The organism is Luteolibacter sp. LG18 (genome assembly GCF_036322585.1).
In the GTDB taxonomy this organism is placed as follows: Bacteria; Verrucomicrobiota; Verrucomicrobiia; order Verrucomicrobiales; family Akkermansiaceae; genus Luteolibacter.
Genome location: NZ_AP024600.1, coordinates 2,694,049 through 2,721,037, shown reverse-complemented (window position 1 = coordinate 2,721,037; position 26,989 = coordinate 2,694,049). Strand labels below are relative to the sequence as shown.

19 protein-coding genes are annotated in these 26,989 nt (G+C 65.3%); 13 read left to right on the top strand and 6 right to left on the bottom strand.

All coding sequences use genetic code 11. The annotated features are described in order from the left end of the window. Positions 1-15 precede the first annotated feature (15 nt). From llg_RS11335 to llg_RS11310, 6 genes are all read left to right on the top strand, one after another. Positions 16-819, top strand: coding sequence for an SIMPL domain-containing protein (locus llg_RS11335; protein ID WP_338290043.1), 804 nt, complete (start codon positions 16-18; stop codon positions 817-819). 148 nt (positions 820-967) lie between these two features. Continuing rightward, positions 968-2,992: an FUSC family protein gene (locus tag llg_RS11330; RefSeq protein ID WP_338290042.1), complete on the top strand. Its 2,025-nt coding sequence runs from the start codon at positions 968-970 to the stop codon at positions 2,990-2,992. Positions 2,993-3,155: 163 nt separating this feature from the next. Next, positions 3,156-4,541 carry a Gfo/Idh/MocA family oxidoreductase gene (locus llg_RS11325; RefSeq protein ID WP_338290040.1) on the top strand — a complete coding sequence of 462 codons (1,386 nt, stop codon included), beginning with the start codon at positions 3,156-3,158 and terminating at the stop codon, positions 4,539-4,541. A gap of 139 nt (positions 4,542-4,680) precedes the next feature. Beyond that, a complete protein-coding gene (locus llg_RS11320; RefSeq protein WP_338290039.1) occupies positions 4,681-6,006 on the top strand; it encodes a UDP-glucose/GDP-mannose dehydrogenase family protein in 1,326 nt (441 codons plus the stop codon). A gap of 76 nt (positions 6,007-6,082) precedes the next feature. Next, a complete protein-coding gene (gene rsmB / locus llg_RS11315) occupies positions 6,083-7,321 on the top strand; it encodes a 16S rRNA (cytosine(967)-C(5))-methyltransferase RsmB (RefSeq protein ID WP_338290037.1) in 1,239 nt (412 codons plus the stop codon). Between the two features lie 20 nt (positions 7,322-7,341). After that, the gene (locus llg_RS11310) at positions 7,342-7,485 is read left to right on the top strand and encodes a hypothetical protein (RefSeq protein WP_338290036.1); all 144 of its coding nucleotides are present in this window, start codon (positions 7,342-7,344) and stop codon (positions 7,483-7,485) included. A gap of 369 nt (positions 7,486-7,854) precedes the next feature. Here the strand turns inward: llg_RS11310 and llg_RS11305 are convergent, their stop codons facing one another. Continuing rightward, positions 7,855-8,322, bottom strand: a complete 468-nt coding sequence (locus llg_RS11305) for an NUDIX domain-containing protein (protein ID WP_338290035.1) — start codon at positions 8,320-8,322, stop codon at positions 7,855-7,857. A gap of 52 nt (positions 8,323-8,374) precedes the next feature. Next, the gene (locus llg_RS11300; RefSeq protein WP_338290034.1) at positions 8,375-8,701 is read right to left on the bottom strand and encodes a hypothetical protein; all 327 of its coding nucleotides are present in this window, start codon (positions 8,699-8,701) and stop codon (positions 8,375-8,377) included. A gap of 111 nt (positions 8,702-8,812) precedes the next feature. On the opposite strand from llg_RS11300, the gene llg_RS11295 reads away from it, so the two are divergent. Then, positions 8,813-9,340, top strand: a complete 528-nt coding sequence (locus tag llg_RS11295) for a hypothetical protein (RefSeq protein ID WP_338290032.1) — start codon at positions 8,813-8,815, stop codon at positions 9,338-9,340. Positions 9,341-9,488: 148 nt separating this feature from the next. Here llg_RS11295 and llg_RS11290 read toward each other — a convergent pair whose 3' ends face one another. Further along, the gene (locus llg_RS11290; protein WP_338290031.1) at positions 9,489-11,036 is read right to left on the bottom strand and encodes a hypothetical protein; all 1,548 of its coding nucleotides are present in this window, start codon (positions 11,034-11,036) and stop codon (positions 9,489-9,491) included. A 109-nt stretch (positions 11,037-11,145) separates the two neighbouring features. Between llg_RS11290 and llg_RS11285 the strand changes: the two genes are divergently transcribed. Beyond that, on the top strand, positions 11,146-12,069 hold the full coding sequence (locus tag llg_RS11285; protein WP_338290030.1) for a sugar phosphate isomerase/epimerase: 924 nt from the start codon (positions 11,146-11,148) through the stop codon (positions 12,067-12,069). Between the two features lie 91 nt (positions 12,070-12,160). After that, the gene (locus tag llg_RS11280) at positions 12,161-13,327 is read left to right on the top strand and encodes a PQQ-dependent sugar dehydrogenase (RefSeq protein ID WP_338290028.1); all 1,167 of its coding nucleotides are present in this window, start codon (positions 12,161-12,163) and stop codon (positions 13,325-13,327) included. An 85-nt stretch (positions 13,328-13,412) separates the two neighbouring features. Here the strand turns inward: llg_RS11280 and llg_RS11275 are convergent, their stop codons facing one another. Further along, on the bottom strand, positions 13,413-14,036 hold the full coding sequence (locus llg_RS11275; RefSeq protein ID WP_338290027.1) for an NF038129 family PEP-CTERM protein: 624 nt from the start codon (positions 14,034-14,036) through the stop codon (positions 13,413-13,415). 73 nt (positions 14,037-14,109) lie between these two features. After that, entirely contained in the window at positions 14,110-15,999 is a 1,890-nt protein-coding gene (locus llg_RS11270; RefSeq protein ID WP_338290026.1) for a hypothetical protein, read from the bottom strand. A 245-nt stretch (positions 16,000-16,244) separates the two neighbouring features. On the opposite strand from llg_RS11270, the gene llg_RS11265 reads away from it, so the two are divergent. The 4 genes from llg_RS11265 (at position 16,245) to llg_RS11250 (ending at position 20,221) form a co-directional block, all read left to right on the top strand. Then, positions 16,245-17,057 carry a Rieske 2Fe-2S domain-containing protein gene (locus llg_RS11265; RefSeq protein WP_338290025.1) on the top strand — a complete coding sequence of 271 codons (813 nt, stop codon included), beginning with the start codon at positions 16,245-16,247 and terminating at the stop codon, positions 17,055-17,057. Between the two features lie 84 nt (positions 17,058-17,141). Next, positions 17,142-18,422, top strand: a complete 1,281-nt coding sequence (locus llg_RS11260; RefSeq protein WP_338290024.1) for a TIGR03118 family protein — start codon at positions 17,142-17,144, stop codon at positions 18,420-18,422. Continuing rightward, a complete protein-coding gene (locus llg_RS11255) occupies positions 18,419-18,955 on the top strand; it encodes a hypothetical protein (protein ID WP_338290023.1) in 537 nt (178 codons plus the stop codon). Before llg_RS11260 ends, llg_RS11255 begins: the two co-directional genes overlap by 4 nt. Before the next feature lie 138 nt (positions 18,956-19,093). Continuing rightward, on the top strand, positions 19,094-20,221 hold the full coding sequence (locus llg_RS11250; protein WP_338290022.1) for a substrate-binding domain-containing protein: 1,128 nt from the start codon (positions 19,094-19,096) through the stop codon (positions 20,219-20,221). A gap of 134 nt (positions 20,222-20,355) precedes the next feature. Here llg_RS11250 and llg_RS11245 read toward each other — a convergent pair whose 3' ends face one another. Further along, the gene (locus llg_RS11245) at positions 20,356-26,568 is read right to left on the bottom strand and encodes an autotransporter-associated beta strand repeat-containing protein (protein WP_338290021.1); all 6,213 of its coding nucleotides are present in this window, start codon (positions 26,566-26,568) and stop codon (positions 20,356-20,358) included. Positions 26,569-26,989: the final 421 nt, after the last annotated feature.

The following is a 26,989-nucleotide window of genomic DNA, read 5'->3' as shown; positions in this document are numbered from 1 at the left end:
CCCCACCGACATGCCATGAGCACCGAGCCCGTGCCGACCAAGTCCGTCCGTCGAGTTTCCCTTCCGTTCCTCAGCGCGGTGGCCATCGCGCTCGGACTCGCGGGATCGACCTTCATCGCGTCCCACACCTGGAAGGAGGTCCGGAAGAAGCCGGACAAGAACAACATCCGGATCACCGGCTCGGCGCGGAAGCGGATCACCTCGGATCTCATCGAATGGTCCGCCACGGTGGAAGCCCAGGGCGCCGACCGCACTGCCGCCTACCTTGCCCTGAAGGGCGGCACCGAGAAGGCCGTCGCCTTCCTCCGCGCCCAGGGCGTGAAGCCGGATGAACTCCAGACCGGGTCCGCCTCCATCACGGAGGAATTCGACGTCATCAAGGAGGACAAGGTGCTGCCCGGCACCAACGTCCCGATGCGCTCGGAGCGCAAGGAGTCCAAGGGCTTCAAGGCCAGCCAGACGGTCACCATCAGCTCCACCAACATCCCGCAGGTCGAAAAGGCCTCCCGGGAAATCACCACCCTGCTCGAACAGGGGGTGGACGTCGCCTCGCACGATCCCAACTACTACTACACCCGCCTCGGGGAGCTGAAGCTGGAGATGCTCGCGGAAGCGGCGAAGGACGCCCGCGCCCGCGCCGAGAATATCCTCAGCTCCGCCGGCAACACCGGCGTCGGCAAGCTGGTCTACGCGGACATGGGCATCATCAACATCAATGCCGCCAACTCCACCGAAACCTCGAACGAGGGCAACAACGACACCACCTCGCGCGACAAGGACATCATCACCATCGTCCACGCCGAGTACGAGGTGAAGTGAGCCCCCAGGGAGCAAGGACATTCCTGTCCTTGTGGGGAGCGGCCGCAAGGAAACCGGTGCGCCCCACACGTCGGGTGACACCGGGATCATCATCCAGCTCGCTCGAAACCATTGCGCCGCCAGCGATTCCCATGGAAAATGCCCCGGCATGAGTGGAGGCAAGGTGACGCCGGTGGCATGGAAAACCCTATCGCGGGTATTGGTTCCATTCCAGCCATCGCGCCGATCCATCGCCTTCGCCTCCCGCGCGGTGGCGGCCTCCGTGCTGGCGCTCGGCGCGGTGCTGGCGCTGGGCTACAAGGAGATCGCCTGGGCCCCCATCACCGTCTGGGTGCTGGCCCTGCCGCGCCGCAGCATGGTGCTGACCAAATCGCTCTACCGGGTGCTCGGCACCCTCATCGGCGCGGCGATGGCGTTCCTGATGCTGCCCCTGGAGAGCGAGCCGGTGCTTTTCATGCTGCTGATGTCCGCCTGGGTGGCCCTCTGCGCGGGCACGGCGAACCTGTTCCGGAACTACCAGGCCTACGTCGCCCAGCTCGCCGGATTCACCGCCCCGATCGTGGCAGTGCTGGTTTACGGGCACGTCGGCTCGATCCAGGAGATCGCGAAGGAACGCGTGATCTGCGTGCTGCTCGGCATCGCCGCCTCCGCCATCGTGACCCTGCTGTTTTCCAAGCGCGTGCAGCCCCGCGACGTCGAGGTCGAGGCCCGCGCGCTCGCCAAACAAGGCGTCGCCTGGTCGGCCAAGGTCCTCGAAAAATCCGGCCAGGAACCCCTCGCCTACAACCACGGCCTGCTCGCCCAGATCGCGGACCTCAATTCCTTCTGCGAAAACGCTGCCGTGGAATCCTCCGCCATCCGCCAGCGGCTTGGAGCGATCCGACGACTGGTCTCGGCCGTGCTCGCCCTGGTTTCCTCCACCCGCGCGGTCGAGCGCCTGAACGCCCCCGCCGATCTGGAGCGCCGCGAAAAGGCCGTCCGCCTGCTCCAGGCCGCGGCCGAATTGATCGGCAAGGATGACATCCCCAGCGGCCAGGCCATCGCCTTCCGCCATCTGATGCCCTGGGAAGAGCCCCCGGAAGATCCACACACCGCCGTCGAGACCGCGTGGAAACGCGACCGGTTGGAGGAAATCGCGGACGGGCTCGACCGCATCGCCACCGAGCTCGACGTGATCCGGATGGGTCCGAAGACCCGCCATCCCGCCCCGCCTCTGGTGTTCCATCGCGATTGGCGGAAGGCCTTCAGCGCGGGCTGGCGGACGCTGCTGGCCTGCCTCGTCACCGGCAGCCTGTGGATCGGCCTCGATTGGCACGGTGGAGCCATCTCCTTCATCTTCACCGCCCTCGCCACCGCCATTTTCAGCAACCACCCGCTGCCCACCGCCGGGATGCGCCGTTTCTCCACCGGCGTGGGAGCCGCCGCCTTGACGTTCATCATCTGGAAACTCCTGCCCGTATCGGTGACCGCCACCCTCGGCACCACCATCGGAGTGGTCATCGCCCTGACCTTCCTCGGAGCCATCGCCCTCGCAAACAACGTCCAGCCGGGCATGGACTACAACGCCAACGTCTCCCAGCTCATGCTCGGACCCTCGGCCGCCGTCACCACCGTCGGTGGCGCGTTCCTCTCCGGGTTCGAACTGCTGGCCGGTCTCGGCATCGCCTACGCCGCCTTCGCGTGGACGCCCGACCGTGAATCCCGCCGCGAGGCCCGGCTGGCTGCCTCGATCCTCGGCGACATCCGCCGCCTCGCCCAAGGCCGCTGGCAGCCCCACCGCCACAAGTGGGAGGCCACCCTCTACGACCGCCTCTACCAATCCGGTCTCGCCACCGCGGGCTCGAAAGCCTGCGGCAACAGCCTCCGCCACTGCCTGCTGGGCCTCGACATGGGACTGGAAATCCTGCGCCTGCGCGGACTGCTCGGCGCGGACTGCCTGGATGCCATCGAGCGGCCCATCGTGCAGGATGCACTCCGCTGGATGGGAGCCGATACCCCCGCCACCGGCCCCTTGCCGATCCACGAACTCTGGGTGTTCGCCGACCGGCTGCTGGCCCTCGACAGCCCCGCCACCTCGTCCCGCTACCAAGCTGCCGGAGCGATCCTGGCCGTTTCCCGCTGCCTGGAGAGCTGGCGGAAGGCCGAGCCCGTAGCCGCTCCCCACGCCTCCTGAGCTGCGATCTTGCGCGGAAAGCCCGGATTGTGGACTGTTCTAGGGAATTTCCCCCGTCGTTTCGGGTAACTTCCCGGGTTGCCAGTGAAAGGATCGGGCACTAGGAATCGTTCGTCCGTCGTTCTGTTTGTTTCACAGTATTTGTTTTATGAATCCATCCGATATGAATTCGACCCAGCGCCGTGGCTTCCTGAAAGCCATCGGTGGTCTCACCGCCAGCCTCGCCGCCCTGCCGACCCTGATGTCGGCCCAGGGCTCCGCCAATGCCCCGTCCCGTGCCTCCGGCGCGAAATACATGGGTGACTTCGCCGCTCCCAAGCTGGAGAAGGTGAAGGTGGCCATCATCGGCGTCGGAGCCCGTGGTTCCGGCCATGCCAAGCAGCTCGCCACCATCGACGGCGTCGATTTCGTCGGCATCTGCGACCTCCGCGAAAAGCAGGTCCAGAACGCCGAGAAGAACGTCCTGGCCGCCAACAAGGGCCACAAGCCGAAGCTCTACGGCAAGGACGAGAACGACTGGCAGCGCATGCTCGCCGAGACCAAGCCGGACGCCGTCTTCATCGCCACCCCGTGGGACCACCACGCGCCGATGTGTATCGCTGCCATGAAGGCCGGCGCGCACGCCTTCACGGAAGTGCCGATGGCCTACACCCTCAAGGACCTCTGGGACATCATCGACACCTCGGAGGCCACCGGCCGCCACTGCATGATGATGGAGAACGTCAACTACGGCCGCGAGGAGCTCATCTACCTCAACATGGTCCGCCAGGGCGTGCTCGGCGAACTCCTCCACGGCGAGGCCGCCTACATCCACGAACTCCGCGGCCAGATGGACAACGGTGACTCCACCGGTTCCTGGCGCACGTTCCAGTACGCCAAGCGCAACGGCAACCTCTACCCGACCCACGGCCTCGGCCCGGTGGCCCAGTACATGAACCTCGGCCGCGGCGACGACAACTTCGGCCGCCTGGTGTCCTTCTCCTCACCCGCCAAGGGCCGCGCGCTCTACGCCCAGAAGTCCACCAAGCTCTCCAACCCGGAGTTCAAGAACCTCAAGTTCGAAGGTGGCGACATCAACACCTCGATCATCAAGACCACCCTCGGCCGCACCATCATGGTGCAGTGGGACGAAACCTCCCCGCGCCCGTACTCCCGCCACAACCTGATCCAAGGCACCAAGGGCACCATCGCCGGCTTCCCGAACCGCATGGCCATCGAGGGTGTCACCAAGACCTACCACGAGTGGGCCGAAAACGAGGCGTGGGAGGAAATCGCCGCCAAATACGAGCACCCCTACTTCAAGCGCATGGGCGAGCTCGGCAAGAAGATGGGCGGCCACGGCGGCATGGACTTCCTCATGCTCTATCGCATCATCGAATGCCTCCAGAAGGGCGAGGCCCTCGACCAGAACGTCTACGAAGGCGCCTTCTGGTCCGCGGTCGGCCCGCTCAGCGAGAAATCCGTGGCCGAGGACGGCTCGTCCCAGGCCTTCCCGGACTTCACCCGCGGCAACTGGAAGACCACCAAGCCGCTGGGCGTCATCGCCTGATCCCGGCTTCTTCTCTCTCAACGGCGGCAGGCTCGGCCTGCCGCCGTTTTTCATTTGTGACGGACTCGTGACCAACCAGTCTTGTCACGCCCCGCCATCCCTGCTATCCCGCCGCGGGCCATCCCGCTTTTCCAACTCCATGAATCTCACCATCATCGGCACCGGCTACGTCGGACTCACCACCGGCACCTGCTTCGCGGAAGTGGGTCATCACGTGACCTGTGTCGACAACAACCCGGAAAAGATCGAAACCCTGCTCGCGGGCCGCATCCCGATCTATGAGCCGGGCCTCGAGGAACTGGTGAAGAAAAACGTGGCCGCCGGCCGCCTCAAGTTCACCACCTCCACCGACGAGGGCGTGGCGAACAGCGACGTCATTTTCATCGCCGTGCCGACCCCGCCGCAGCCCGATGGCTCGGTGGACCTCTCCTTCATCGAAAAGGTTGCCCGCGAGATCGCCGAGCGACTGACCCCGGAGCTCGGCTACCGCGTGATCGTGGATAAATCGACCGTCCCGGTGAAAACCGGCGAGAAGGTCGCCGAAACCGTCCGCCGCTACGCGCCGAAGGGCGTCGAGTTCGGCGTGGTCTCGAACCCCGAGTTCCTCCGCGAGGGCTGCGCCGTGGACGACCTCCTGAACCCGGACCGCATCGTGATCGGCTCGAACGACGACCGCGCGCTGGCCCTGATGCACAAGATCTACGAGCCCTTCGTGGCTCCGGTGCTGGTCACCGACATCAATTCCGCCGAGCTCATCAAGCACGCCGCGAACTCGTTCCTGGCGCTGAAAATCTCCTACATCAACGCCGTTTCCGCGATCTGCGAGGCCTCCGGTGCCGACGTCGAGAAGGTCGCCGAGGGCATCGGCACCGACAAGCGCATCGGCCGCCAGTTCCTCAACGCCGGCCTCGGCTACGGCGGCTCCTGCTTCCCGAAGGACGTCAAAGCCTTCATCGCCATCTCCGAATCCCTCGGCTCGCCCTTCGGCCTGCTCAAGGAGGTCGAACGCATCAACACCGCCCAGCTCGACCGCTTCATCGCCAAGATCCGCGAGAAGCTGTGGGTGCTGCGTGAGAAGAAGATCGCCCTGTGGGGCCTCGCCTTCAAACAGAACACCGACGACGTCCGCGAGTCCGTGGCGATCCGCCTGGCCAAGAAGATGATCGAGGAAGGGGCCACGCTCGTCGCCTGGGACCCGGAGGCCATCGAAACCGCCAAGCGTTTCAGCGGCATCGAATCCGGCATCGAATACGCCCCGGACATGCTCTCCGCCCTCGATGGCGCGGACGCGCTGGTGATCGCCACCGAGTGGTCCCACTTCGCGAACGCCGACCTCACCGAGATCAAGAAGCGCCTGCGCACGCCGCTGGTCTTCGACGGCCGCAACCTGCTCGACCCCGCGGCGGCCACCGCCACCGGGCTGGAGTACCACTCGGTCGGCCGGCCGGTGGTGACCGCTGGCTGAGGAAGTTACGTGCCCTTTGGTCCCGGAAAAGGATTGTCCGCCGGGTCCGGAGGGCTCATAGCGTGCCTCCGCCGCCATGCCCGCCAAGAACTACCACGTCCGCCAAGCCGCCGTCTCCGCCCTCCGCGCGTGGGCGAAAGGCCACGATTACGCCGAGACGCTGGTGGAGCGCCACGCCCACCGCCGCCAGCTTTCGTCCCAGGACCGCGGGCTGCTGCAGGCGATCCTCCTCGGCGTGCTGCGGAACCGCCGCGTGATCGACCACTGGATCGGCAAGCTCCGCAACGGCAAGCTCGATCCGGACACCCGCGATATCCTGCGCGTGGGCCTGTGCCAGCTCTTCATCCTCGGTTTGCCCGACCACGCCGCCGTCCATGAGACGGTGGAAGTCGGCAAGGCCAACGTCCGCGGCCTCATCAACGCCGTCCTGCGCCGCGCCACCACTTCGAAGAAGCGGCTGATGGACGACCTGGCCGACCTCGCCCCGGCGATCACGCTTTCCCATCCGGACTGGCTCTACAACCGCTGGAAGTCCGCCTTCGGCAAGGCCAACACCCTGGCCCTGATGGAGTGGAACAACCAGCCCGCGGAAACCTTCGCCCGCATCAACCCGCTGCGCCCCGCTCCGGAGGAAATGCCCGGCACTCCCGTGGAAGGAGCCACCGGCTTCTTCAAGCTGGAAGGCGCGCCACCGTCCGCCCTGCTCGCCGCCGGCCAGATCTACATCCAGGACCCGGCGACCCGCCATTCCGTCGAGCTGCTCGATCCGAAGCCCGGCGAACGCATCCTCGACGCCTGCGCGGCTCCCGGCGGCAAGTCCTTCCTCATCGCCGCGGCCCAGGGAGGCGGCAGCTCGCTGGTCTGCACCGATTCCAACGAAAAGCGCCTGCCGCGCCTGCGTGAGAACCTCGAACGCCTCGGCTGCGAACCCTCCGAAGTGGCCGTCCACGATTGGACGAAGCCCGCTCCGACCGAGTGGCACGGGGCCTTCGATGCCATCCTGCTCGACGTCCCCTGCTCGAACTCCGGCGTGATCCGCCGCCGCGTGGACGTCCGCTGGCGCCTCCAACAGGACCACATCGAGGCCCTGCTCCGGATCCAGCGACAGATCCTCGAAAACGCCCTGCCCTGCCTGAAGCCCGGCGGTCGCCTCATCTACTCCACCTGCTCGATCGAGAAGGACGAGAACGAGGACCAGGTCGCCGCCTTCGTGGCCGCCCATCCGGAGGTAAAGCTCACCGGCACCCGCCAGGCACTGCCTTTCCGCGATGGAACCGACGGCGCCTTCGCCGCCCGGCTTGAAACTTCCGCCTGAACGCCGAAGATCCCTCCCGCATGAAATCCTGCTTCGGCATGCTGTTGGTCGTCCTCGTCATCCTCGCGGTGCTGGGGAGCGCCGGGCTGGTCTGGTATCTCAATGCCAACACCGAGTTCTCCCGCAAGGAGCTGCCCGCCGCCGCTCCCGCGCGCGCGGAGTAACATTCCTTGTTAGATGCCTCTCCTTTAGGAGGCCTGGGAGCAGCTGCCCGCTCAAAACGCAATCCTTCACGGGAGAACCGCGTTTACAAAGCGCCCCTCAACATGCCTTTTGCACGAAAGTTTTGTAAAGACGCGTGCCTTTTTGAGCCGTTCTTTTCCCCTCCGCCCGGAGATGAACAAGGCGCGGGCCCATTGCTGAACCCGCGCCTCAATCACTATCCCCCCAAAGGAACAGGGAAGGTCAAAGCGGATTCCAATCTCCCCCCAGACATTGGACTCCAAACCTTCCCGGTTCGAGGATGTTTGTAAAGTTCCCTAAAATTTCCGGTGTGGCAACCCCTAAATACCGAATCTATAAAATTTACGGATTTACAAAAGAACTCCGAAGAAGTCCCGCATAACCTGACGATAGACGTCGCGCTTGAAGGCGGGCAACCACTCCAGCTCGAACTCGTCCGGATCGATCCAGCGGTAGGAGGAAAACTCGCGCGGCTTCTGGTCCACGTTCACCGCTGGAGCATCCGGGTGGACATGGCAGAGGAAGTAGGTCTGGGCCTGGCCGTGGAAGCCGTGCTTCTTCAGCTTCTTCCCCCGGACCTCGGCGGGGTAGAGGTAGCGGTAGCCATCCAGCATCCGCACGACCTGATAGTGACGCGGCAGCAGCCCGATCTCCTCCCGCACCTCGCGGAACAACGCCGCCTCCAGCGACTCACCCGCGTCCACCCCGCCCTGCGGAAACTGCCAGGCTCCGGGGAGAGTCGATCGCTCGCAAATCAAAAGCTGGCCTTGCTCCGGGCGGACCATCAAAGCCGCCACGTTCGGACGGAAACGCACCATGCCGCTGAGCATGAGGTCGCCCTACCGGCGAAACAATCCCCAAAAGCGAACATCAGGAATCCCGTAGCGCCGGATCGAAATGCAGCGCCAGCCACACCGCATCCACCGAGACCCGCTCCACCCGGTGCCGCAGGCGCGCGGGAATGAGCACATGCTCACCGGTTTCCAGCTCCATTGGCCCGCCGGGATCGAACACCAGGGTCGCGCGGCCTTTCGCGAGCAACACCCACTCGTCCCGCTCCTGGTCATACCACTCGCCCTCCGGCGTCGGCTGGCCCCGCGAGACGATCTCCTCCAGCAGCAGGCCCGGTCGCTCCACCAACGGATGGAACGTCTCCTCTCCCGCTGGGCCCAAGCCCGCCGCCAGCCTGCCTTTCACCGGTGCCTGCATGCCCTACCCCTGCCCGCGCGCGCCACCGGCGGCAAGATGCTTCCGAAAATACCGGAGTGCTGGCCAAAACCAACGGCCCGTGACAGGGTTTCCACTGTCATGAAAGCCCTCGCTTTGTTTCCGCTGCTCGCGCTTCTCGTTTCCGCTCCGCTCCACGCCCAGAACACCGACACCACCGGCCAGGACTCCAGCAAGGGCACCGAGGCCGATGGTCCCCGCCGTTTCTGGCAGGCCGCGCTTCCCGGCGGCAGCTACATGGTGGCGCTCGACCGCATCACCTCGATCAGCGAGCAGACCTACCTCGTCGATGGCACCGTGGTCGTGCACGAAGTGAACGTGGACACCAACGGCCAGGCGCTCGCCCGCTTCTACTTCGTGGAGCCGCCCGCCACCGGCTCCAGCACCGTCGGCAATGCCGTGGACCGCGCGAAGCAACTGCTCGATGAAACCACCAAGCGCGCCGGCACCACCGACGCCCAGAACATGGTGCTGAAGAAATTCCCCGAGACCACCCACGCCAAGTGCATCGAGTTCCGCCTCCAGAGCGAGGACGAGCTACAAGCCCTGCTCAAGAGCGTGAAGGACGCCTGGGAATCCGGCCGCGGCCGCAAGTTCTCGATCAAGTGAGGCAAACAAGGAGCAGGGACATTCCTGTCCCGTTCTGCCACGAGCCTCGATATCACTCGAATACCGAGCCAGGAAAGAGAACGAAGTCCCCCTTCCCTTCACGGGCCATTGAAGAACGGGACAAGAATGTCCCTGCTCCTTGTGGCCCCTACTTCTTCTCCGGCTCCTTCTTCTCCGGAGGTGGCGGCGGCGGATCATTTCCCAATAGCCCGCCGAGGAGTCCGCTGGCCTGGTTGACGACGTCGCTGGCCTTGTCGATCGCCTTCACGCCCTGTTCGACGGCGTGCTCCACCTTCCGCGCGGTCTTCGAGGGATCGTCGCCGATGACCTGACGGGTGAACTTCAGCACCTTCTCACCGGTTTCCGGCAGCACCTCGATCATGCGGATGCCCGCCGCGGCGATGAGCCGGTCGCTGAGGTCCTCCTTCGGATCCTCGAGCGTGCCGGTGACATGCAGCGGAGCCCACAGCAGGCCGTTCGGCCCCGGCTGGAACACCACCGTTTCCGCGCCGGGGATCGTGCCCAGCGTGCCGGGAGCCAACCCCAGCATGAATTGGCCGTCGATCGCGCCCTTGCGGATCTTCATCGAACCTTCCAGCCGCACCAGCCCCTCGCTCGCGAGCACGATCTTGTCGAAGTCCGTGGCCTCCTTCGTCCACTTCCAATCGGCATGCGCCTCGGTGAGCTGGATCACGCGGAAACGACGGGTATCGGCGTAGGCCGACAGCACATCGAGAAACGGCAGCGCGGTGAGCACGCCCTGCTGGATCGAAAGCCGCCCCTGCGCCTGCAAGTCCGGACCACCACCCTCCAGCGCGAAGCTGGACGAAATCGTCCCGTTGAGTCGCTTCACCCATGTGTCGCTGAGAATATCGGCGCAGGCCAGATCCGTGACGTTGCCGCCGAGGGTGTATCGCTTGGTCAGGCCGCTCCACTCGCCATCCGCGGTGAGATGGCCGCGGCTGCCCACCGTGGCGGTCGCCTGGGTGATGAAGATCTCCTTGTCCCGGTAGCGCAGTTTCATCCGGTCCAGCGTCATTGGGGGCACGAACTTCCAGGGGGCGACCACCTTTCCACCCTGCACCTCGGCATCGTAGACGTTCTTCGCGTCCCCGGCCTTCACCTTCACCTCCATCCCGGAAAGCGACGCCGTGCCGCCGTCCAGCAGCACCCGGCCGTTCACTTCCTGCAGGATCAGATCGTCGAGAATCACCTCGGAGGGCAGCCAGCCGTTCTTTTTGGCCTCGGCCGTCCCTTCGTTCACCGGCGGATGCGTTTCCTTCGCCTCCTGGCGGGTCGGCGTGGTGGAACGAGCATCGTAGGTGACGTCCACGCGGCCGACATTCGCGCCGCGCACGTGCCACACACCGCTGGTCACCCCCTTGAGACCCACCTCCAGGTGCATCCGGTCCGCCCGCAGGTTCTGGAACCCGCCCTCGCCTCCGGCCTCGAACGAGGGGGTATCGACCCGCAGCCCCTCCCATTTGAAGGGAGCGAATTGCCCGGGCACGCCGAGCACGCGGCTGGCCTGCTCGGAAAGCAGCACCCGGAAGCCCTCGCTGTGAAGGTAGCGGCGCACGCCCACGTAGCCGCCCACCAGCACCAGGAACGCACCCACGCCCAGTACCGCGCCCGCGCGGCCCATCCATCCGGCCTTCGTTTCCCCACGGCGTTTTCTCGCTCTCCGGCTACTCATGGTGGAAACGTAGCGGATGCCGTCCGTCCGGCAAGAGTCCAGAGGAAGGGACCCGCACGCCTCTTCTCTTGATTCCAGCCCGGGGATGCCGGACTCTTCGCGACGCCCCATGCTTGCCTTCTCGACCTGCTGGAACAACAGCCGCCACGCGGACGGTGAATCCATGATCGAGGAGATCGTGGCCCTCGGTTTCCGGAACATCGAGCTCTCGCACGGCATGACCATCGCGAAGCTCCCCGGCATCCGGAAGGCCTACGCCCGCGGCCTTTTCACCTGCTCCGGCGTCCACAACTACTTCCCCTCCCCGGTGGAGGTGATGATCGATGCCCCGGACGCCTACGAATACACCTCCCACCGCCCCGCCGACCGCCAGCGGGCGATGGACATGACCCTGAAAACGCTGGAGCTGGCCGCCGAGTTCGAGGCCCGCTACGTGGTGCTGCACATGGGCTCGGTGCCGCTGAAGTCCGCGAAATGGACGAAGCCACTCACCGCCAGCGTCGAGGCCGGCCACCAGCTCACCCCGGAGTATGCCAGGGAGAAGATCGCCTTCGTGAAAAAGCGCGAGAAGATCGCCCCGCTGTATTACCAGCGCGCCACCGAGGCGCTCGCCACCCTGGCGGAACGCGCCGCCGAACTTGGCGTGAAGCTGGCCGTGGAATCCCGCTCGCGCTTCGAGGACATGCCGACCGAGCGCGAGATGGTCCGCCTCCAGGAAGCCTTCGCCGATCACCCGGCCGTCGGCTATTGGCACGACTTCGGCCACGTCCAGCTCAAGCACAACCTCGGCCTGCTCGACCACGGCCAGTGGCTGGAGCGGATCTCGCCGCACCTGATCGGCGGCCATGTCCACGACGTGCAATGGCCCGCCCGCGACCACCGCACGCCCTTCACCGGCACCCTCGATTACACCGACCTGCTGCGCCATTTCCCCGCCGGTTGCCCGCTGGTGTGGGAACTCTCCCCCACCCGGGAGACCGCGGAGATCCGCGATTCGCTGGCGATCTGGCAACGGATGTTCCCGGACCGCTGATCCGCGAAGGATGTCGTAATCGCACAAGCTCGCAAGAAACTCGCGCAACCTTGCGTTGCAAGCACCTATCACCTCTCCATAGTCCACCATCATGCTTGCCAAAACCCTCCTCATGGCCGCCGCTCTAACCGTTCCCGCCCTGGCCGGAATCGCGGTGGAGAAAGTCACCGAAAAATTCGAGCGCCCCGTCTGGGTCGGTCAGCCCGCCGGGATCAACGACAAGCTCTGGGTCATCGAACAGGTGGGCAAGATCTGGATCGTCGACGCCAAGACCGGCGAGCGGACGGAAAAGCCGTTCCTCGACATCGTCAGTGACGTCAGCCGCGCCGGCAACGAGGAGGGCCTGCTGGGCCTCGCCTTCGCGCCGGATTTCAAGACCACCGGCCGGTTCTACGTGAACTACACGGACCGCACCCCGGGCAAGGCGATGACCCGCATCGCGCGCTTCACCGCGGACACCGCCACCCTGTCCACCACCGATCCAGGCACCAAGGAGTTCCTGCTTTCCTTCGAGCAGCCCTTCCGCAACCACAACGGCGGCTGGATCGACTTCGGCCCGGACAAGATGCTCTACACCGGCACCGGCGACGGCGGCGCGGGCGACGACCCCCAGGGCAATGCCCAGAACCTCGGCAGCTATCTCGGCAAGATCCTGCGCCTCGATGTCTCCGGCGCGAAGGGCTACACCGTGCCGACGGACAACCCGTTCCTGAAAACCGACGGCGCGAAGCCGGAGATCTGGTCGTGGGGCCTGCGCAACCCGTGGCGCTGCTCGTTCGACCGCAAGACCGGCGACCTTTGGATCGGCGATGTCGGTCAGAACGTGTGGGAGGAAATCGACTACATGCCGAAGGGCAAGGCCTCCGGCGCGAACTTCGGCTGGCGCCTTCGCGAAGGCGACGTCGAGAACCCGAAGAAAGGTGTCGGCGGCCCGGCCCCGGACAAGGCGATCGAACCGGTGCACGTTTACAAGCACGGCGGCGGTAAGGACCAGGGCCTGTCCGTGACCGGCGGCTATGTCTACCACGGCCCGGTGAAGGAACTGCAGGACCGCTACGTCTTCGGTGACTACCAGAACCCTCGTATCTGGTCGTTCGAACTCAAGGGCGGCAAGGCCACCGGCTTCAAGGACCTCACCGACGAACTCCAGCCACAAGGCGGCCGCATCAACCTGATCTCGTCCTTCGGCGAGGACAATGCGGGCAACCTCTACATCGTGGACCACATGGGCCCGATCTACCGCGTCGTCTCGAAGTGATCAAAGGCTCCAAAGAGCAAGCCGGCCCCGTCTCCGGGGCCGGCTTTTTTTTCGAAGCATGAGTCAAAACACAGCCAGGCACTGATCAGGCCGAGCGACGGCGGCGGCGCAGCACGCCACCCGCCACGGCCACCAGGCCGAGGAGCGCGGAGCTCGGCTCCGGAACCGCGGTCACGCTGACCCCGGCATAGGAACCGGTGGCCGACGAAAGGTTGACGTTCGAGCCAGCCGCGATGTCCACCTGGAGCAGCGTGTCACCGAATCCCGTCGTCGGGATGTTGGCCAGGCTGCCGTCGAGGATCGAGAACGAGAACGAGTCCGGGATCGCGCCGGAGTCGATGTTCTCGGTCAGATTCAGGTCGAAGCTGATGACCGAACCCGCGGTGAAGCTCTGGTAGAATTCGTTGAACGCGTTCGTGTCGGTGAGCGTGATGGTGCCGGGGAGGCTGCCGCTCGCGCCGCCGATGAGGGTGGCGGTATCGAACGGGCCACCGCCACCACCGAAGTTGAAGTTGCTGATGGTCGCCGTGTTGTTGCCGGTGGTCGCACCGCTGTTCAACTGGAAGTCGAGCGAGAACGGGCCGCTGCCCGAGTTCGCGGGAAGGGTCAGCGCGCTGGTGTCGATGGACACGTGGTAGAGCGCCGCGCTGGCGGAGCCGACGGACAGCAGGAGCCCGGTGGCCAGGAGGAGGAGTGGATTGCTTTTCATGTCGTTGAATAGGTTGCCTGATGAAGGAGGCCGCGCCGGAACGTTTCAGTCCCGGCGCGGACCCGGGGAGGGATCAGGGAGTCGGGGCGCTGTTCAGCAAACGGGCCGTGTAGGTGATGGCGCCGTTGCTCGGGTTGGTGAACTGAAGGCTGACGATAGCGGAAGCCCCCGGAGCCAGGGTGCTGCCGGGAACCGCGATGTACGGAGCGCCAAGCGGGGCATACACCGAGGTCGTGCCACCGGCGTTGCTGAGCGAGGCGTTCGCGCTGAGACCGTCCAGCGCGAGGAAGAACGGACCGGCGAGAGGACCGGCGTTGTTGTTGGTGATGGTCACCTGCTGCGCGTAGAGACCGGTGCGGCGGTCGCGGACGATGCCACCGAGCTTGACGGCGGCGTTGTTCAGCGGAGCGAGGTCCTGGACCACGAACATCTGGCCACCTTCCACCTGGGCGGCGGTGATGCCGGTGGTGTAGTGCGCTTGGTCGGAGCTGATATACCAGGCTTCGTTCGGGTTGCCCTTGAACTTGGTGCTGGTCGCCATGATCGGAGTGATGTCGATGATGCCGGAGGCTTCCTCGTCGTTGTTGAACGGCGAGGTGGCCGCCGTGGTCACGCCGCCAACGCGGTCGCCGAAGCGGGCCGGGTCGTGCTTCAGGATCTTCTTCAGCACGTTGGTGGCCGGATCGAAGTCCCACACCTTGCCGTTGTGGGCCGCGCCGCCCACATCCTCCTGGAGGATGATGTGGCCGGTCTTCGCGTTGATGCAGAGGTTGTCGAACATGTTGACCTTCTCGCCGCCTTCGGTGCGGCCATCGATGAGGATGTCGACCACGCCGCCCGCATCGGGATTGGTGATGTCATCGAAGGTCAAGCGCCACAGGCGCGTGCTGCCGATCTGCGCGCCGAGGCCGTCGGACACCTGGTCCAGGCGGTCGGTGGTCACGAAGTAGAACACGTTGCGGTTCGAGGGATCCCAGGCACCGTCTTCCGGACGGGAGAAGGTGGTGGAAGCGGTGGCGCTCAGACTGAAGCGGGTGCCGTTCACGATGTTCGTCACGCGCGAGGTCGTGTTGGCCGCCGGGATCTCGAGCGGATTGCCGGCCACGAGGACATGCTTGAGCGTGCCGTTGGTGAGGCCGGCCTTGTCCACTTCCGAACCGGTGGACAGCTTGGTGCCGACGTACACCGAAAGGGCGTTGTTCATGATGCCCGTGCCGCCGTCGTTGGTTCCGATGACAACGGTCTTGTCCTGCGCGAACGGAGCGGCCTGCGCGTTCTCCCACGCGCCCACGCCGGTGAGACCATCGGTGTTGCCATTGGTGGTGAGGTTGAACTTGCCGAGGCTGTAGCTCTTGCCCGCATCGGTGCCGGTAGCCACGGTGGCCTGCTGCCAGCCGGTGGAGCTGCCTTCTTCACCGTGCATGTAGATGCGCGCCTGGGAGCCGAGGCCGGTGGCGGCGTTGTAGTAGGCGGAGACGGGCGGCAGGTCGCCGGAGCAGAAGCGGCTGAACGCGAAGGTGCCCGCGGTAGTGTTCGACGCCTGTGCGGCGGTGTTCCAGCCGTAAACCGAGGTCATCAGGTCGCTGCCGGAGATGACCTGGAGCGTGTTCTTGTCGATGATCCACTTGGAAACGAACGCACCAACGGAGCCGTGCGCGCGGACGGCGCCGAGCGTGTTGCCGAGCTCCTGGTTCATCAGCAGGGTGAAGGTGCCGTCACCGTTGTCGAAGGCGCCGAGGCCATCGGGAATACCAGTCATGCCGTAGCTGCCGACGACGTCATCAGGATTCGCGCCCGTGTTGTCGACGGTGAGCAGCGAGGTGGTCGAGTAGCTGGGAAGGGTCGGCAGCACGTAAGGGGTCGAGGCGGTGCTCGGTCCCTGGATCTGGCCGGAGGCCGTGTTCGCCACGGTGAGCACTGCGAGCAGGCCCAGCGGACGATTGAATAGCGGTTGCTTGTTCATGGGTTGGGAATGAGGGGGAATGGAACTTGGTTGGGCTGAAGTGGCGGGTGGAGACTCCGGGAACGCGTGCCCCGGAAAGCACCTTGGTTTCATGACTCCATGTTGGCCTCGCTCCCGGCCATGATCATCGTGTTCCGATTTCGTCGCATCGGGGCCGTCGCCATTTCCTGTTAGGAGCGGATATCCATAACCCGTCGAATTGGGTGCACGCCCGCGAACCCTCCCCTCCCCCGATGAACGCACCGATGGATTCCCTCACGACCAGCTCCCGCCGCAGGTGGGTGAAGCAATTCGTGCTCGGTTCGGTCGCGGCCCTGTCCGGCCCGCGGTGGTGCGGCAAGGTCCTCGCCGAGGTGACCTCCACCGGTCCCGGCCCCGCGGTGATCCGCCTGAAGATCGCGGACATCCCCGTGCTGGCGGCCCCGGGCGGATCAGTGCAGTACGGATTCAACACCGGCATCCACCCTTTCACCCTGAACCGTGTGACGACGGAGCGCTTCGTGACGCTGGACTCCGTCTGCACCCACTTCGGCTGCATCGTCGGGCGCTACAAGGAACGGATCGTGGGGACGGACAACAGCGTGAATCCACCGGTGCCCATCCTCGCGAACCTGATGAAGTGCCCGTGCCACGGCTCGCGCTACGACATCGAAGGCCGTGTCTACCGCGACGCGAGCGGACAATCCACCGAACCGGCGAAGGCGGACCTCCGGCAATTCGAGACCCGCTACGACGCCGCGACCGGGATCGTTTCCATCACGATCCCGGACCTCGCCCTGCACGTCCGCTCCATCAGCGTCCACCGGCAGGAGCCAGGCGAAACCGTCCGCTTGAAACTGGTCATCCCCGTCACCGCGTATTCGAGCTACGAGATCAAACACCGGACCGATCTAACAGACCCCTTCAGCCCCGTTCCGTTCTCCGCCACTCCGACCGGCCCGGCCAACCAGACCACCCTGTCCCCGACGACGAGCGGCGAGGTCACCGTGTATGTCGATGCCACGGGCTCCACCGGCTTCTTCGTGGTCGGCCTGATCTTGGAAGACGTCCCGCCCTAATCGTTGGGGCGAAATTGTGACAGGGGCGTCATGGACACCCTTTCAGTCCCGCTCCCTGCTTGCGGGCATCGTCCCACTGCTCCGATGAGACATCCACTTGCCCGCCCTTTCGCTCCGGTTCTCCTGCTCGCCCTCGCCGCGGCCACGGGCTGCTCGCGAAAAGAAACCACCGCCGCGGGCCCGGGCCAGCCCGGCAACCAATTCGAGGACACCATCCTGGTGGCGAACCGCGCCGAGTATCACCCCACCGCCTTCGTCGACGAGCGGGTGATCAATCCCTGGGGCATCGCGCTCCGCCCGCCGGGCAAGGGCGGACACATCTGGCTCAGCAACGCCGGCAACGCCTCGACCACCCTTTACATCGGCGATGCCAACGGCCAACCGCTCCGTCAAGACGGACTGAAGGTCGTGACCATCGACGGCCCCCTCATTTCCTACGAGGACGGCCTCAGCAACGTCACCGGCCAGGTCTACAACGCCGCCAGCGATGTCCCGGGCCAGCCCATCGAATTCCCGGTCAAGGGACCGACGAGCGATCTAACGAGCGGCAAGGCCGTGCCCCTGGGCGAACGCTCGGGAGCCACGAAGTTCGTGTTCGTGACGACCGACGGCACCATCAACGCCTGGCGCGCCGGCACCGCCGAAAGCATGGACACCGCGGTGATCATCAAGGATTTCTCGGACAAGGGGAAGGACCAGGTTTCGAGACCCTACCTCCCCGCCTTCACCGGCGTGGCCATGACCACCGACTCCTTCACCAAGGGGCCGAATGGAGAGGCCATCGCGGACAACCGTCTTTACGTCACGGATTTCAACAACGCCCGCATCCAGGTCTTCAACAACCGCTGGGAGGAAATCACGGACAAGGTTCCCTTCGAACGTCCGCCCGGCCTGCCCGAGGAATACAGCCCTTATAATATCCAGTGGCTCGGCGACAAACTCTGCGTGACCTACGCCGTGATCAACCGCGCCGCCGACGAACCCGGAGAAGATCTCCCCGGCGAAGGTTCCGGCCGCGTCGCCTTCTTCGATCGAAACGGACGCCTGCTCAAGGCGATGGACGACCAGGGCAAACTGAACTCGCCCTGGGGCGTCACCCTCGCCCCCGATGGCTTCGGCAAATTCGGCGGCGACCTGCTGGTCGCGAACTTCGGCGATGGCACCATCGCCGCGTACAACACCACCACCGGTGCCTTCCATGACTACCTCCGCGACCGCGACGGCAAGCCGCTCGCGCTCGATGGCATCTGGGGTCTCACCTTCGGCAACGGCGTGAGCCTGGGAGACGCCAAGTCGCTCTATTACACCGCCGGCCCCAATCAGGAGCAGGATGGCGTGTTCGGTCGCGTGACGGTGGTGCCATGAGGCCTGCGCTCATCCTCGGCTGTGTGCTAGTGGGAGCCGCGGCCACCTTCCTGTCCCTCCACCGCGAAGCCCCTCGGACTCCATCCCTCGCTTCCGCAACCACTCCGGCGGTGAAGGCAGCCACGGTGTCCGCTCAAACCGCCGCGCATGACCCGCGTCCGGCCCGCGACCCCGCCTCGAAGCTCACCCACCTCATGCAGACGGGAGACGTCGTGGGCCTTCAAAAGACCGCGAGATCCTGGTTCGAAGCCGATCCAGCCGCCATGCGCGAGTGGCTGGATGCCCAGCCGAGCTTCGCCCGCCTGCAACCGGTGCTGATCCAGATCGCCCAGGACATCTCCGCCTCCGGCCAACCGGCGGAAGCCTTGAAATGGGCGGAGCTGCTCGACGAGGGGCCCGATCGTGATCACACCCTGTTCGAAATCTACGCAATGGGCCGCCGCCACGGATCGTTCTCGGATGCCGAGCTCCGCGCCTCGCCCTTCACGCCGCGGCAGATCGACGACCTCCTGAGTGGCGCGGCGGACGATTGAGGAATGCCCCGAAAAGCCATCGGCCCCTTTTCTCCGATCACGCACTTCCCTCTGGAACCTTGTGAATCCGGATCATAAGCTGATCCGATGGTTCCGCGAACCGCTGCACGCACCCCGCCTCCCACCCTTCTACTTTCGATGGGATACTACGATGTCTCCGTGCATGCGGGCATCGCGGCGTGGGCGCGCGCGCACGATTGGGAGCTGGATACCTCGCTCCTTTCACGGAGGCATCTGCCGGACTGCGGCATCTGGCAGGCGGTGGTCGCCACCGTGGATCGCCTGGAAGTGGCGGAGTGGCTGCTGGCCCTCGAACGTCCCGTGGTCCGGATGCTGGAAGCTGTATCCCCCGCACTCGAAAGCCAGGTCCGCCACCTGCCGAAAGTCGAATGCGACCATCCATCCGCCGGAAACGCCGGAGCCCACCACCTCCTCACTCTCGGAGATGTGCACTACGGATTCTACTGCCACACCGCTGCCGCGGATGCCCGCGCCATCCAGCAAGGCTTCTTGGATACAATGCGGGCTGCGGGGAAAAATCCGTTCCTCCTCGATTTCCGGGCCGATCACCCGGAGATCCCCATCGGCCAGGCCAGTCCCCGCGATCTCTGGCTGTCCTGGCTGGAACAGCGGCTCGCCTCGATCCCCCTCCCGGCCGCGATCATGGCGGAAGACGATCGTTTCGCCCTCGCCTTGGCCCAGACCGCCCGTCGACTGGGCTTGGCTATGCCCACCGACCTCGCCATCCTGGGAGTCGATGACAACCGCCTCCTCCTCGGAGCGTCCCCCATCGGTATTTCCTCGGTGGACAGCGACCTGTGGAGCGTGGGTTATCAGGCCGCCGATCTCGCCGCCCGGCTCAGCCAAGGTGAAAGCCCTCCGGCAACCCCGATCCGCATCCCCGCCCGGCAGGTCGTCAGCCGCCAATCCACCGCCACCTTCCACGGCCACCACCCGAAGGCGGATGAGGCCATGCGTTACATCCGGACCCACTTCCGCAGCCCCTTGACCGCGGAATCGGTCGCCGGCCATGTCGGCCTGACCACCCGTGGCCTCCACAAGATCCTCGCAAAGGAAGCCTGCCCCTCGCTGCATCAGGAAATCCTGCGGCTGAGGCTCGAGGCCGCGGAGCAATTGCTCGCGGAATCCACCCTCAAGCTGGAAGCGATCGCCGCGGAGACCGGCTTCGGCAATTCGAAGAACCTCTGCCGGGTATTCCTCAAACACCGCGGCATCACTCCCCGCCAGTGCCGGCGGGACGCATAGACTGACGCCATTCGTCGTCCGATTCCCGATCGGTGTGAATCCTGCAGTCCTCCAGAATGCGTGCATAAAGCCCCAACGGGTCAACATGCGATAGCCCAGGGCTGATCTGAATATGGATTGAGCCTGGCTCGGCATCACGCGGCCCGGCGGCGCCGCAGGACCAACAGCATTCCCAAACCACCGATCAAGGCAACGCATGGCTCCGGCACCGCGGTGAGCGTGATATACTGGCTTCCGGCGTAGTCGCCGGTGAAGTTCACTCCACCGGAGGTGTTCTGGTAGTTGATCACCCAGGTGTTGTTCAGCGCGTTGAACTGCTCACCTTCCGACAGCTCGTTGCCGGAGTAGGTGAACAGCCCGCCGTTCCAGGTGCCGGTGTAGTTCACGATGGAAAACACGGTGCCCTCCGCGAACGGAGCCGCCGGAGACAACGTGGCGAGATCGGTGAGCGTCAGGTTCACCACTCCGCTCATGACAAAATCACCATTGGACACCAGCAGATCGGAACCCACCGAGGTCGCCACCGAGGAATCCAGCTCCACCTCGAACGTCGATCCGTTGTTGAAAGCCACGGCTCCTGTCACGAGGGACTCCACCGATGCTCCAGGCGACAAGGTACCGTCCACCGTCACCGCTCCGCCGACCCGGCCGGTGCCGCCGAATGTCGCACCGGAGGCCACGCCGATCGCGCCCGTCACCGCGGAGCTGTTGCCATTGACCCGCAGCGTGCCGCCGGTGACAGAGGTACTACCCGTGTAGGAATTGATGCCCGTCAGGGTGGTGACGCCTGCTCCCGCCTGCACCAGCGAGCCGGAGCCGGAGATGTAGTTGGAGACCGCGTAACCATTCGATCGGTTGATGGTAAGCGTGGCATTGTTGGTCACGTTGGCGGAGCCCAGCGTGCCCGCGGTGCCGCCATTGCCGATCTGGAGGACACCGGAATTGATGACGGTGGCGCCGTAGGTGTTCGATCCGAGGAGCGTGGTGGTCCCCGTGCCGGCGTGCACCACCGTGCCGGTGCCGACGATGTTGTTCGAGACGCTCACCGCATCGCTGCGGTTCAAGGAAAGGAATCCGTTGTTCGTCACCGTTCCAATGCCCAGCGTGCCGCTCGTTCCCCCGTTGCCCACCTGAAGCGTGCCGGCCGAGATGGTGGTCGTGCCGTAGGAATTGCCACCGGTGAGGATCGTCGTGCCGACACCGGACTGGACCAGAGTGCCGGTGCCGGAAATCGCGTTCGCCACCGTGGCGGCGTCGGCCCGATTGAAGGCGAGCGTGGCATTGTTGGTCACCGCCCCGGAACCAAGCGTGCCCGTCGTGCCGCCATTGCCGACCTGCAACGTCCCGGCACTGATGACCGTGGTGCCGTTGTAGGTATTCGTGGCGGTGAAGGTCATCGTGCCCGCGCCCGCCTTGGTGACACCGCCACCGCTTCCTTGCACCACCCCGGACACCAGGAGATCCGTCAACGAGGATGAGGTGACGTCCGCCACCGTGAAGTTCGCGACGTTGTTCGAGGTGTTCCCCAGCGACACCGCGGCGGAGATGGTGGAGACCGTCGAGCCGGTCACCTGCCAGTTGGTGGAGTTCGCGGCCCGCATGTCGGCCGTGCCGTTGACGGTGCCGCCGGTGAGCGTGAGATTGTTGAAGTACTGGGCATTGTTGACCGTGAGTGTGCCGCCGGCGACAGTCATACTTTCCCCCATCGAGGCATTGCTGCCGCCGAGCGCATGGTCCGATCCCTGGAGCACCAGGGTCGCGCCGGTGTTCACCGTCACCTGGCCGGAACCGGTCATGCGGTCGCCGCCGAAGGAGCCGGTGGTGATGATGACCGTCCCCCCGTTCAGCGTGAGATTGGTTGGCAGGAAGGTGGTGGTGGACGAGTTCAGCGTCAGCGTGCCGGTGCCGCTCGTCCGCAGGGTGCCTGCGCCGGTCACCGCGGCGGAGTTGGTGAGCGCATCGGATCGATTGATGTCCAGGATGCCGGTGGAAGCCACGCTGACGGCACCGGTGCCGAGGCCACCGGTCACACCGCCGGTGCCAACCTGAAGAGTGGTGCCGGAGGCCACCGCGGTGGTGCCGCTGTAGGTGTTGTTGCCCGCGAGCGTGGTCGTGCCGGAACCCGTCGTGGCGAGGTTGCCGGAGCCCGTGATCGCACCATTCAACGTGAGCGCCGCGTTGCTGCTATCAAGGGTCAGCGTGGTGGAAGCCGCGACCGAAACATCATTGGCCAGGGACGTGGCCGATGCGCCGGTGGCGGTGCCAAGACTCGACGAACCGGTGACGGCGATCGCCCCCGTGCCCAGCGCCGTGCCACTGCCGACCCGCAGTCCGCCGGCCGCGAGCGTGGTGCCGCCGGTGAACGAGTTCGCCGTGGAAATGCTCAGCGTGCCCGTGCCCTGCTTCACCAGCGAGCCTTCCAGGATCGTGCCGCTGCCGCCGAAGGTGTAGTTGTTTCCGCTGGAGTTGTTCACCGTGATCACCCCGGTGGCCAGGGTTCCGGTGAGCGTCACGTTCTTGTTCGTCGCCGCGTCGGTGAACGACACCGCGTCGAAGGTCTTGAAGGTCGAATCCTCGGATGCGGTCTGCTGCCAGCGTGAAGCGGTGTTCAGGTCCCACACGCCATCGGTCACCCCGTTCCACACCAGACTGCGGGCCGCACCGGTCACGGTGAGCGTCAGGTTGTTGCCGGAAGTCCCGAGCGCGAAATTGTAGCCGGAGTTCCCGCCGGTCACCAGGGAACTGAGCGTCGCCGTTCCGCTGAGGCCGCCGGAGGTGAGAAAAGTATAAGGACTCGCCCCGGGAGTGGCGGTCACCACCGGCAGGATCGAGCCACCGCTGAAAGTCGCGGTGCCGGTGACGGCGATGACGTCGCTGGTGGACGCTCCCATGTCGATGCGCAGCAGGCCGCTGTTCATCGTGAGGCTGCTGGCATTGAGCGTCCCGATCGAGCTCGCCGCGCCGGTCGCCCCGGCGGTGAGCGTGCCACCGGCCAGCGTGACGCCCTTCAGCGTCCCCGTGCCGGAAACAAGGCCGCCCGTGTTCACGGAGAGCGCGGCCGCGGCATTGGTGAATGTTCCGGTCACCAGTGTGGTGCCGGCGTTGGCGTTGATCGTGCCGGAATGGGTGTTCGCGGCATTGCTCAGCACCAAGGTGCCCGGGCCGGTCTTGTTGATCGTCCCGGCCCCGCCGACCACACCGCTGAGCGTCGCCGTCTGCCCGGCCACGATGTCCACCGTGGAGGTGGTGGAGGTATTGGCATTCACTCCCGCGGACCAGGTGGAGGTCGCGGCACCGCGGAGGGTGCCGCTGTTGAGGATCACCACGTCGGTGGCCGCCGCGCTGGAAATCCCGCCGGTTCCCACCTCGACGGTGCCATTGTTCGAAATGGTCAGCGTGTCGGTGTAGCTGTTCGCCGTGCCTTGGTCGAGGCGGATCGCCCGCGCCCGGAAGGTGGCAGCTCCCGCGCCGCCGCCCACGGTCATCGTCCCCTTGCCGTCCCAACCGATGTTGAAGGCCGAGGTCGAGTTCGTCGCGTCAAGCGTGCCACCGCTCAGGTTGTAGGTGCCGCCGGTGGCATTGCCCCAGTGGCCGAGGCGGATCACATCGGCAGTGGTGTTGCTGAGAATGACGGTGCCGCCCGTCTGGTTCACCGTGCCGGGATTGGTGGTCTGCTCGCCGATGTAGAAATTGCCAAGCACCTTGAGGGTGCCGCCCGAGATGTTGGTCGTGCCGTTGGCTCCCAGCGAGCCGAGGGTCAGCGTGCCGCCGGTCTGGTTGAAGACCCCGGTGGTGCCCTTCACCGCCAGGGACACCGCGGACGAGGCATCGTCGCTGGCCCCGCTGCCGAGGATGGTGGCGGTGCCGGAATTCGTGAACGTGCCACCCGCGTTCACCGTGATCCCGGAGCTGGTGAGGGTCCCGGAGTTGTTGACGGTGCCGCCCGAGTTGATGGTGAACGACGAGGACGAGACCGTGCCGGCGTTCGACAGCGTGCCGGTGGCCGTCACCGCGGAGGTATTGAGGATCGAGCCGGTGGAGGACACCGAGAGGGTATTGCCGCTGCCCACGGTGGTCGCACCGGTGAACACCCCGCTGCCGCTGAGGACCGTGGTGCCTGAGGACGTGGTGGAAAGCCCGCCGGCCCCGGCCACCGTGCCGGCCAGGGTGACACCCGCGTAGCCGCTGTCGATGCTCAGGGTGGTGCCGCTGGCGAGGTTGACCGTATTCGAGAACGACGTGGCTCCGCCGCCGCTCTGGGATGCGATCGTCGAGCTGGTGTCGATCAGGATCGAGCCAGTGCCGAACCCGCTGGTACCGCGGACGCGGGTGATGCCGCCGGAAAGAATGGTGCCGCCGGAATAAGTGTTCGTCCCCGAAAGCAGGAGATCGTTGCCGCCGATCTTGGTCAGCAAAACCACGCCGGTGCCGTTGTTGGTGATGGTGGAGTTGACCGTGATCGAGGCCCCCGTGGTGTTGAAATCCAGAACTCCGGACTGATTGTCCGATCCACCCGCGGTGAGCACACCGGCATTGGCGGAGGTGCCGATCGTCAACGCGCCCTTCCCGGAGGGCAGCAACACGGAGCCCTGCGCGCCGAGCCGGAGGGTCTTCGAGGTGGTGTCCACCGTGACCGCACCGGTCTGAGCCTGGGTGAGACTGGCCACATCGGTGACGGTGGCGCCAAGCGTCACGTTTCCGGAAGTGCCACCGGTGAACCGGATGTGGTTGGCGGCGTTGTTGGTGATCGTCCCGGCGAAGGGAACATCGGTGTAGGTGACCGAAACGATGTTGCCGCCCGATACGGTCGCGAGATCGGTGCCGTTGATCGTGAGCCAGGTTCCTCCCAGGACGCCGTTGACCGCGGTGGCGGACGTGGTGGTGGCGATGCTGCCGCCGGCGACGTTGAGCGTGGCGCTGTTCGACGTGCGGGAAAGATTGCCCAGCGCCAGCTTGGACGTTCCGCTGGGACGGCTGATGGTGTTGGCCCCGGCCGAAACCACCGTGGAACCCACGGCCTCAAGGTGGCTCCCGCCATTGAGACTGATGGTGCCGCCGCCCAGCGTGAGGGCCGCCGCATCGCCGAGCTTGCTGGTATTGGACGTGGAATAATCCAGCGCCAGGGTGCCACCGGTGATCGAAGTGGCACCCGTGTAGGTATTGGCTCCGGACAAGGTGAGCGTGCTGGCCCCGCCTTTCGTCAGTCCGCCGTTCGAGATCGCCCCGCTGATGCCCACCGCGGAGTTGACCGTCAGCGTGCGCGTGCCGCCATTGAGATCGACGCCATTGGTGAACGACAGCACCCCGGTGTTGGTGGTGTCCCCGAGGGTGACATTGCCACCGATGGTGGTGCCGTTCGCGATCGTGCGGTTGCCGGCGCCCGAGGCCGCGTTGGAGGAAAGCGTGCCGCCGTTGAGGGTCAGGGTGCCCGCGGCGTTGATTCCGTTGGCCCCGATTCTCATGACACCGCCGCTGACCTTCCAGTTGCCGCCCGCGGCATCCGTGCCGTTGACCACGGTGGTGCCGGACTGGTTGTCATAGGTGCCGGAGTAGCCGGAAAGGCTGCCGGTGAGGTTCAGCGTGCCGCCATCGGTGCGGTTGAGATTGCCGCTACCGGTGATCGCCCCGGAGAACGTCGAGTTCGATGACCCGTAGAAGCGGAACGTTCCGCCCCCCGATTGCACTTGGATGTCCCGGCTCAGGGTGAGGCTCAGGTTCGGATCGAGCAGACCGCCGCCGTTGAGGATGATCTTGTTGGCCGCGTTGCCGAAGGCCGCGTTGGAACCATAGGCCACCAGACCCGAGGTGATCGTGACGTCCCCGGTGAAGGTGTTGGTTCCTCCGAGCTTCGTGACCGAGCTGTTGCCGCCGCCGCTGGCGCTGAGGTCACCGTTCGAGGCGATCGTGAGACCGCCGCTGCCGGTGAGGGTCGAGTTAATCGTGAATGTCTTCCCGGTGGTGGTGCCCCAGGCCGAGGTGTTGATCGAGCCCTGGCTGGCCCCGAAATCCAAGGTGCCGCCCGTGAGCGTGAGATTGACCACCTCGCTGTCCACGATGATCCCCGCCAGCGATTGCGTGCCGCTCACCGTCACGATACGGGTGCCGGTGAAATCCGTGCCAGCCGCGAACTCCGCGGTATTGCCCGCCACCCACGTCCCCGCCGCCGAGGCTCCGGTGGCGTCCGTGGTCCAGTTGGAAGTGGCCGCATCCCACGTGCCGTCGACATTGCCGGATCCGGTCGTGGCACCATTGGTGTCCCACCATTGGATCGCGGCATGGCCGCCGAGGCTGAGCGCGATGTAGCTGCCGAGGAATGCCGGAAGATACCGGCTGAAACGGGGTTTCATCTGGGAGGGAGAACAATGAATGAACGAAAAAAACACGTGCCTCCACGGCACGACCGTGCCGGGTGAACAGGCGGCAGCGGATGGCTTCAGGACGTCACCGCGCCTGACGAATCAGGCATGAGGCGGAAACCCGAATGAGCCTTGCAACTGGGGGAAAATTTCTCGGAGTACATACGCAGAACAAAATGAACACCTCAGCGTGGGCGGAAGATCTTCGTTAGACAAGCCCCCTCGATTCCCAAAAAAGGAACCACGCCCCCAAAAAGGGGCCACTCCACCCACTCATCCCGGAACCCACCATTTCCAAATCCCCGCCCCAACAATTTCCCGAATTTATCACCAATTCGGCAATTTTCGAGCAACCCATCAGCACAATTGGCCGATTTTGAACAAAATTTCCCGATTTTCGAGTTGCCTTAGC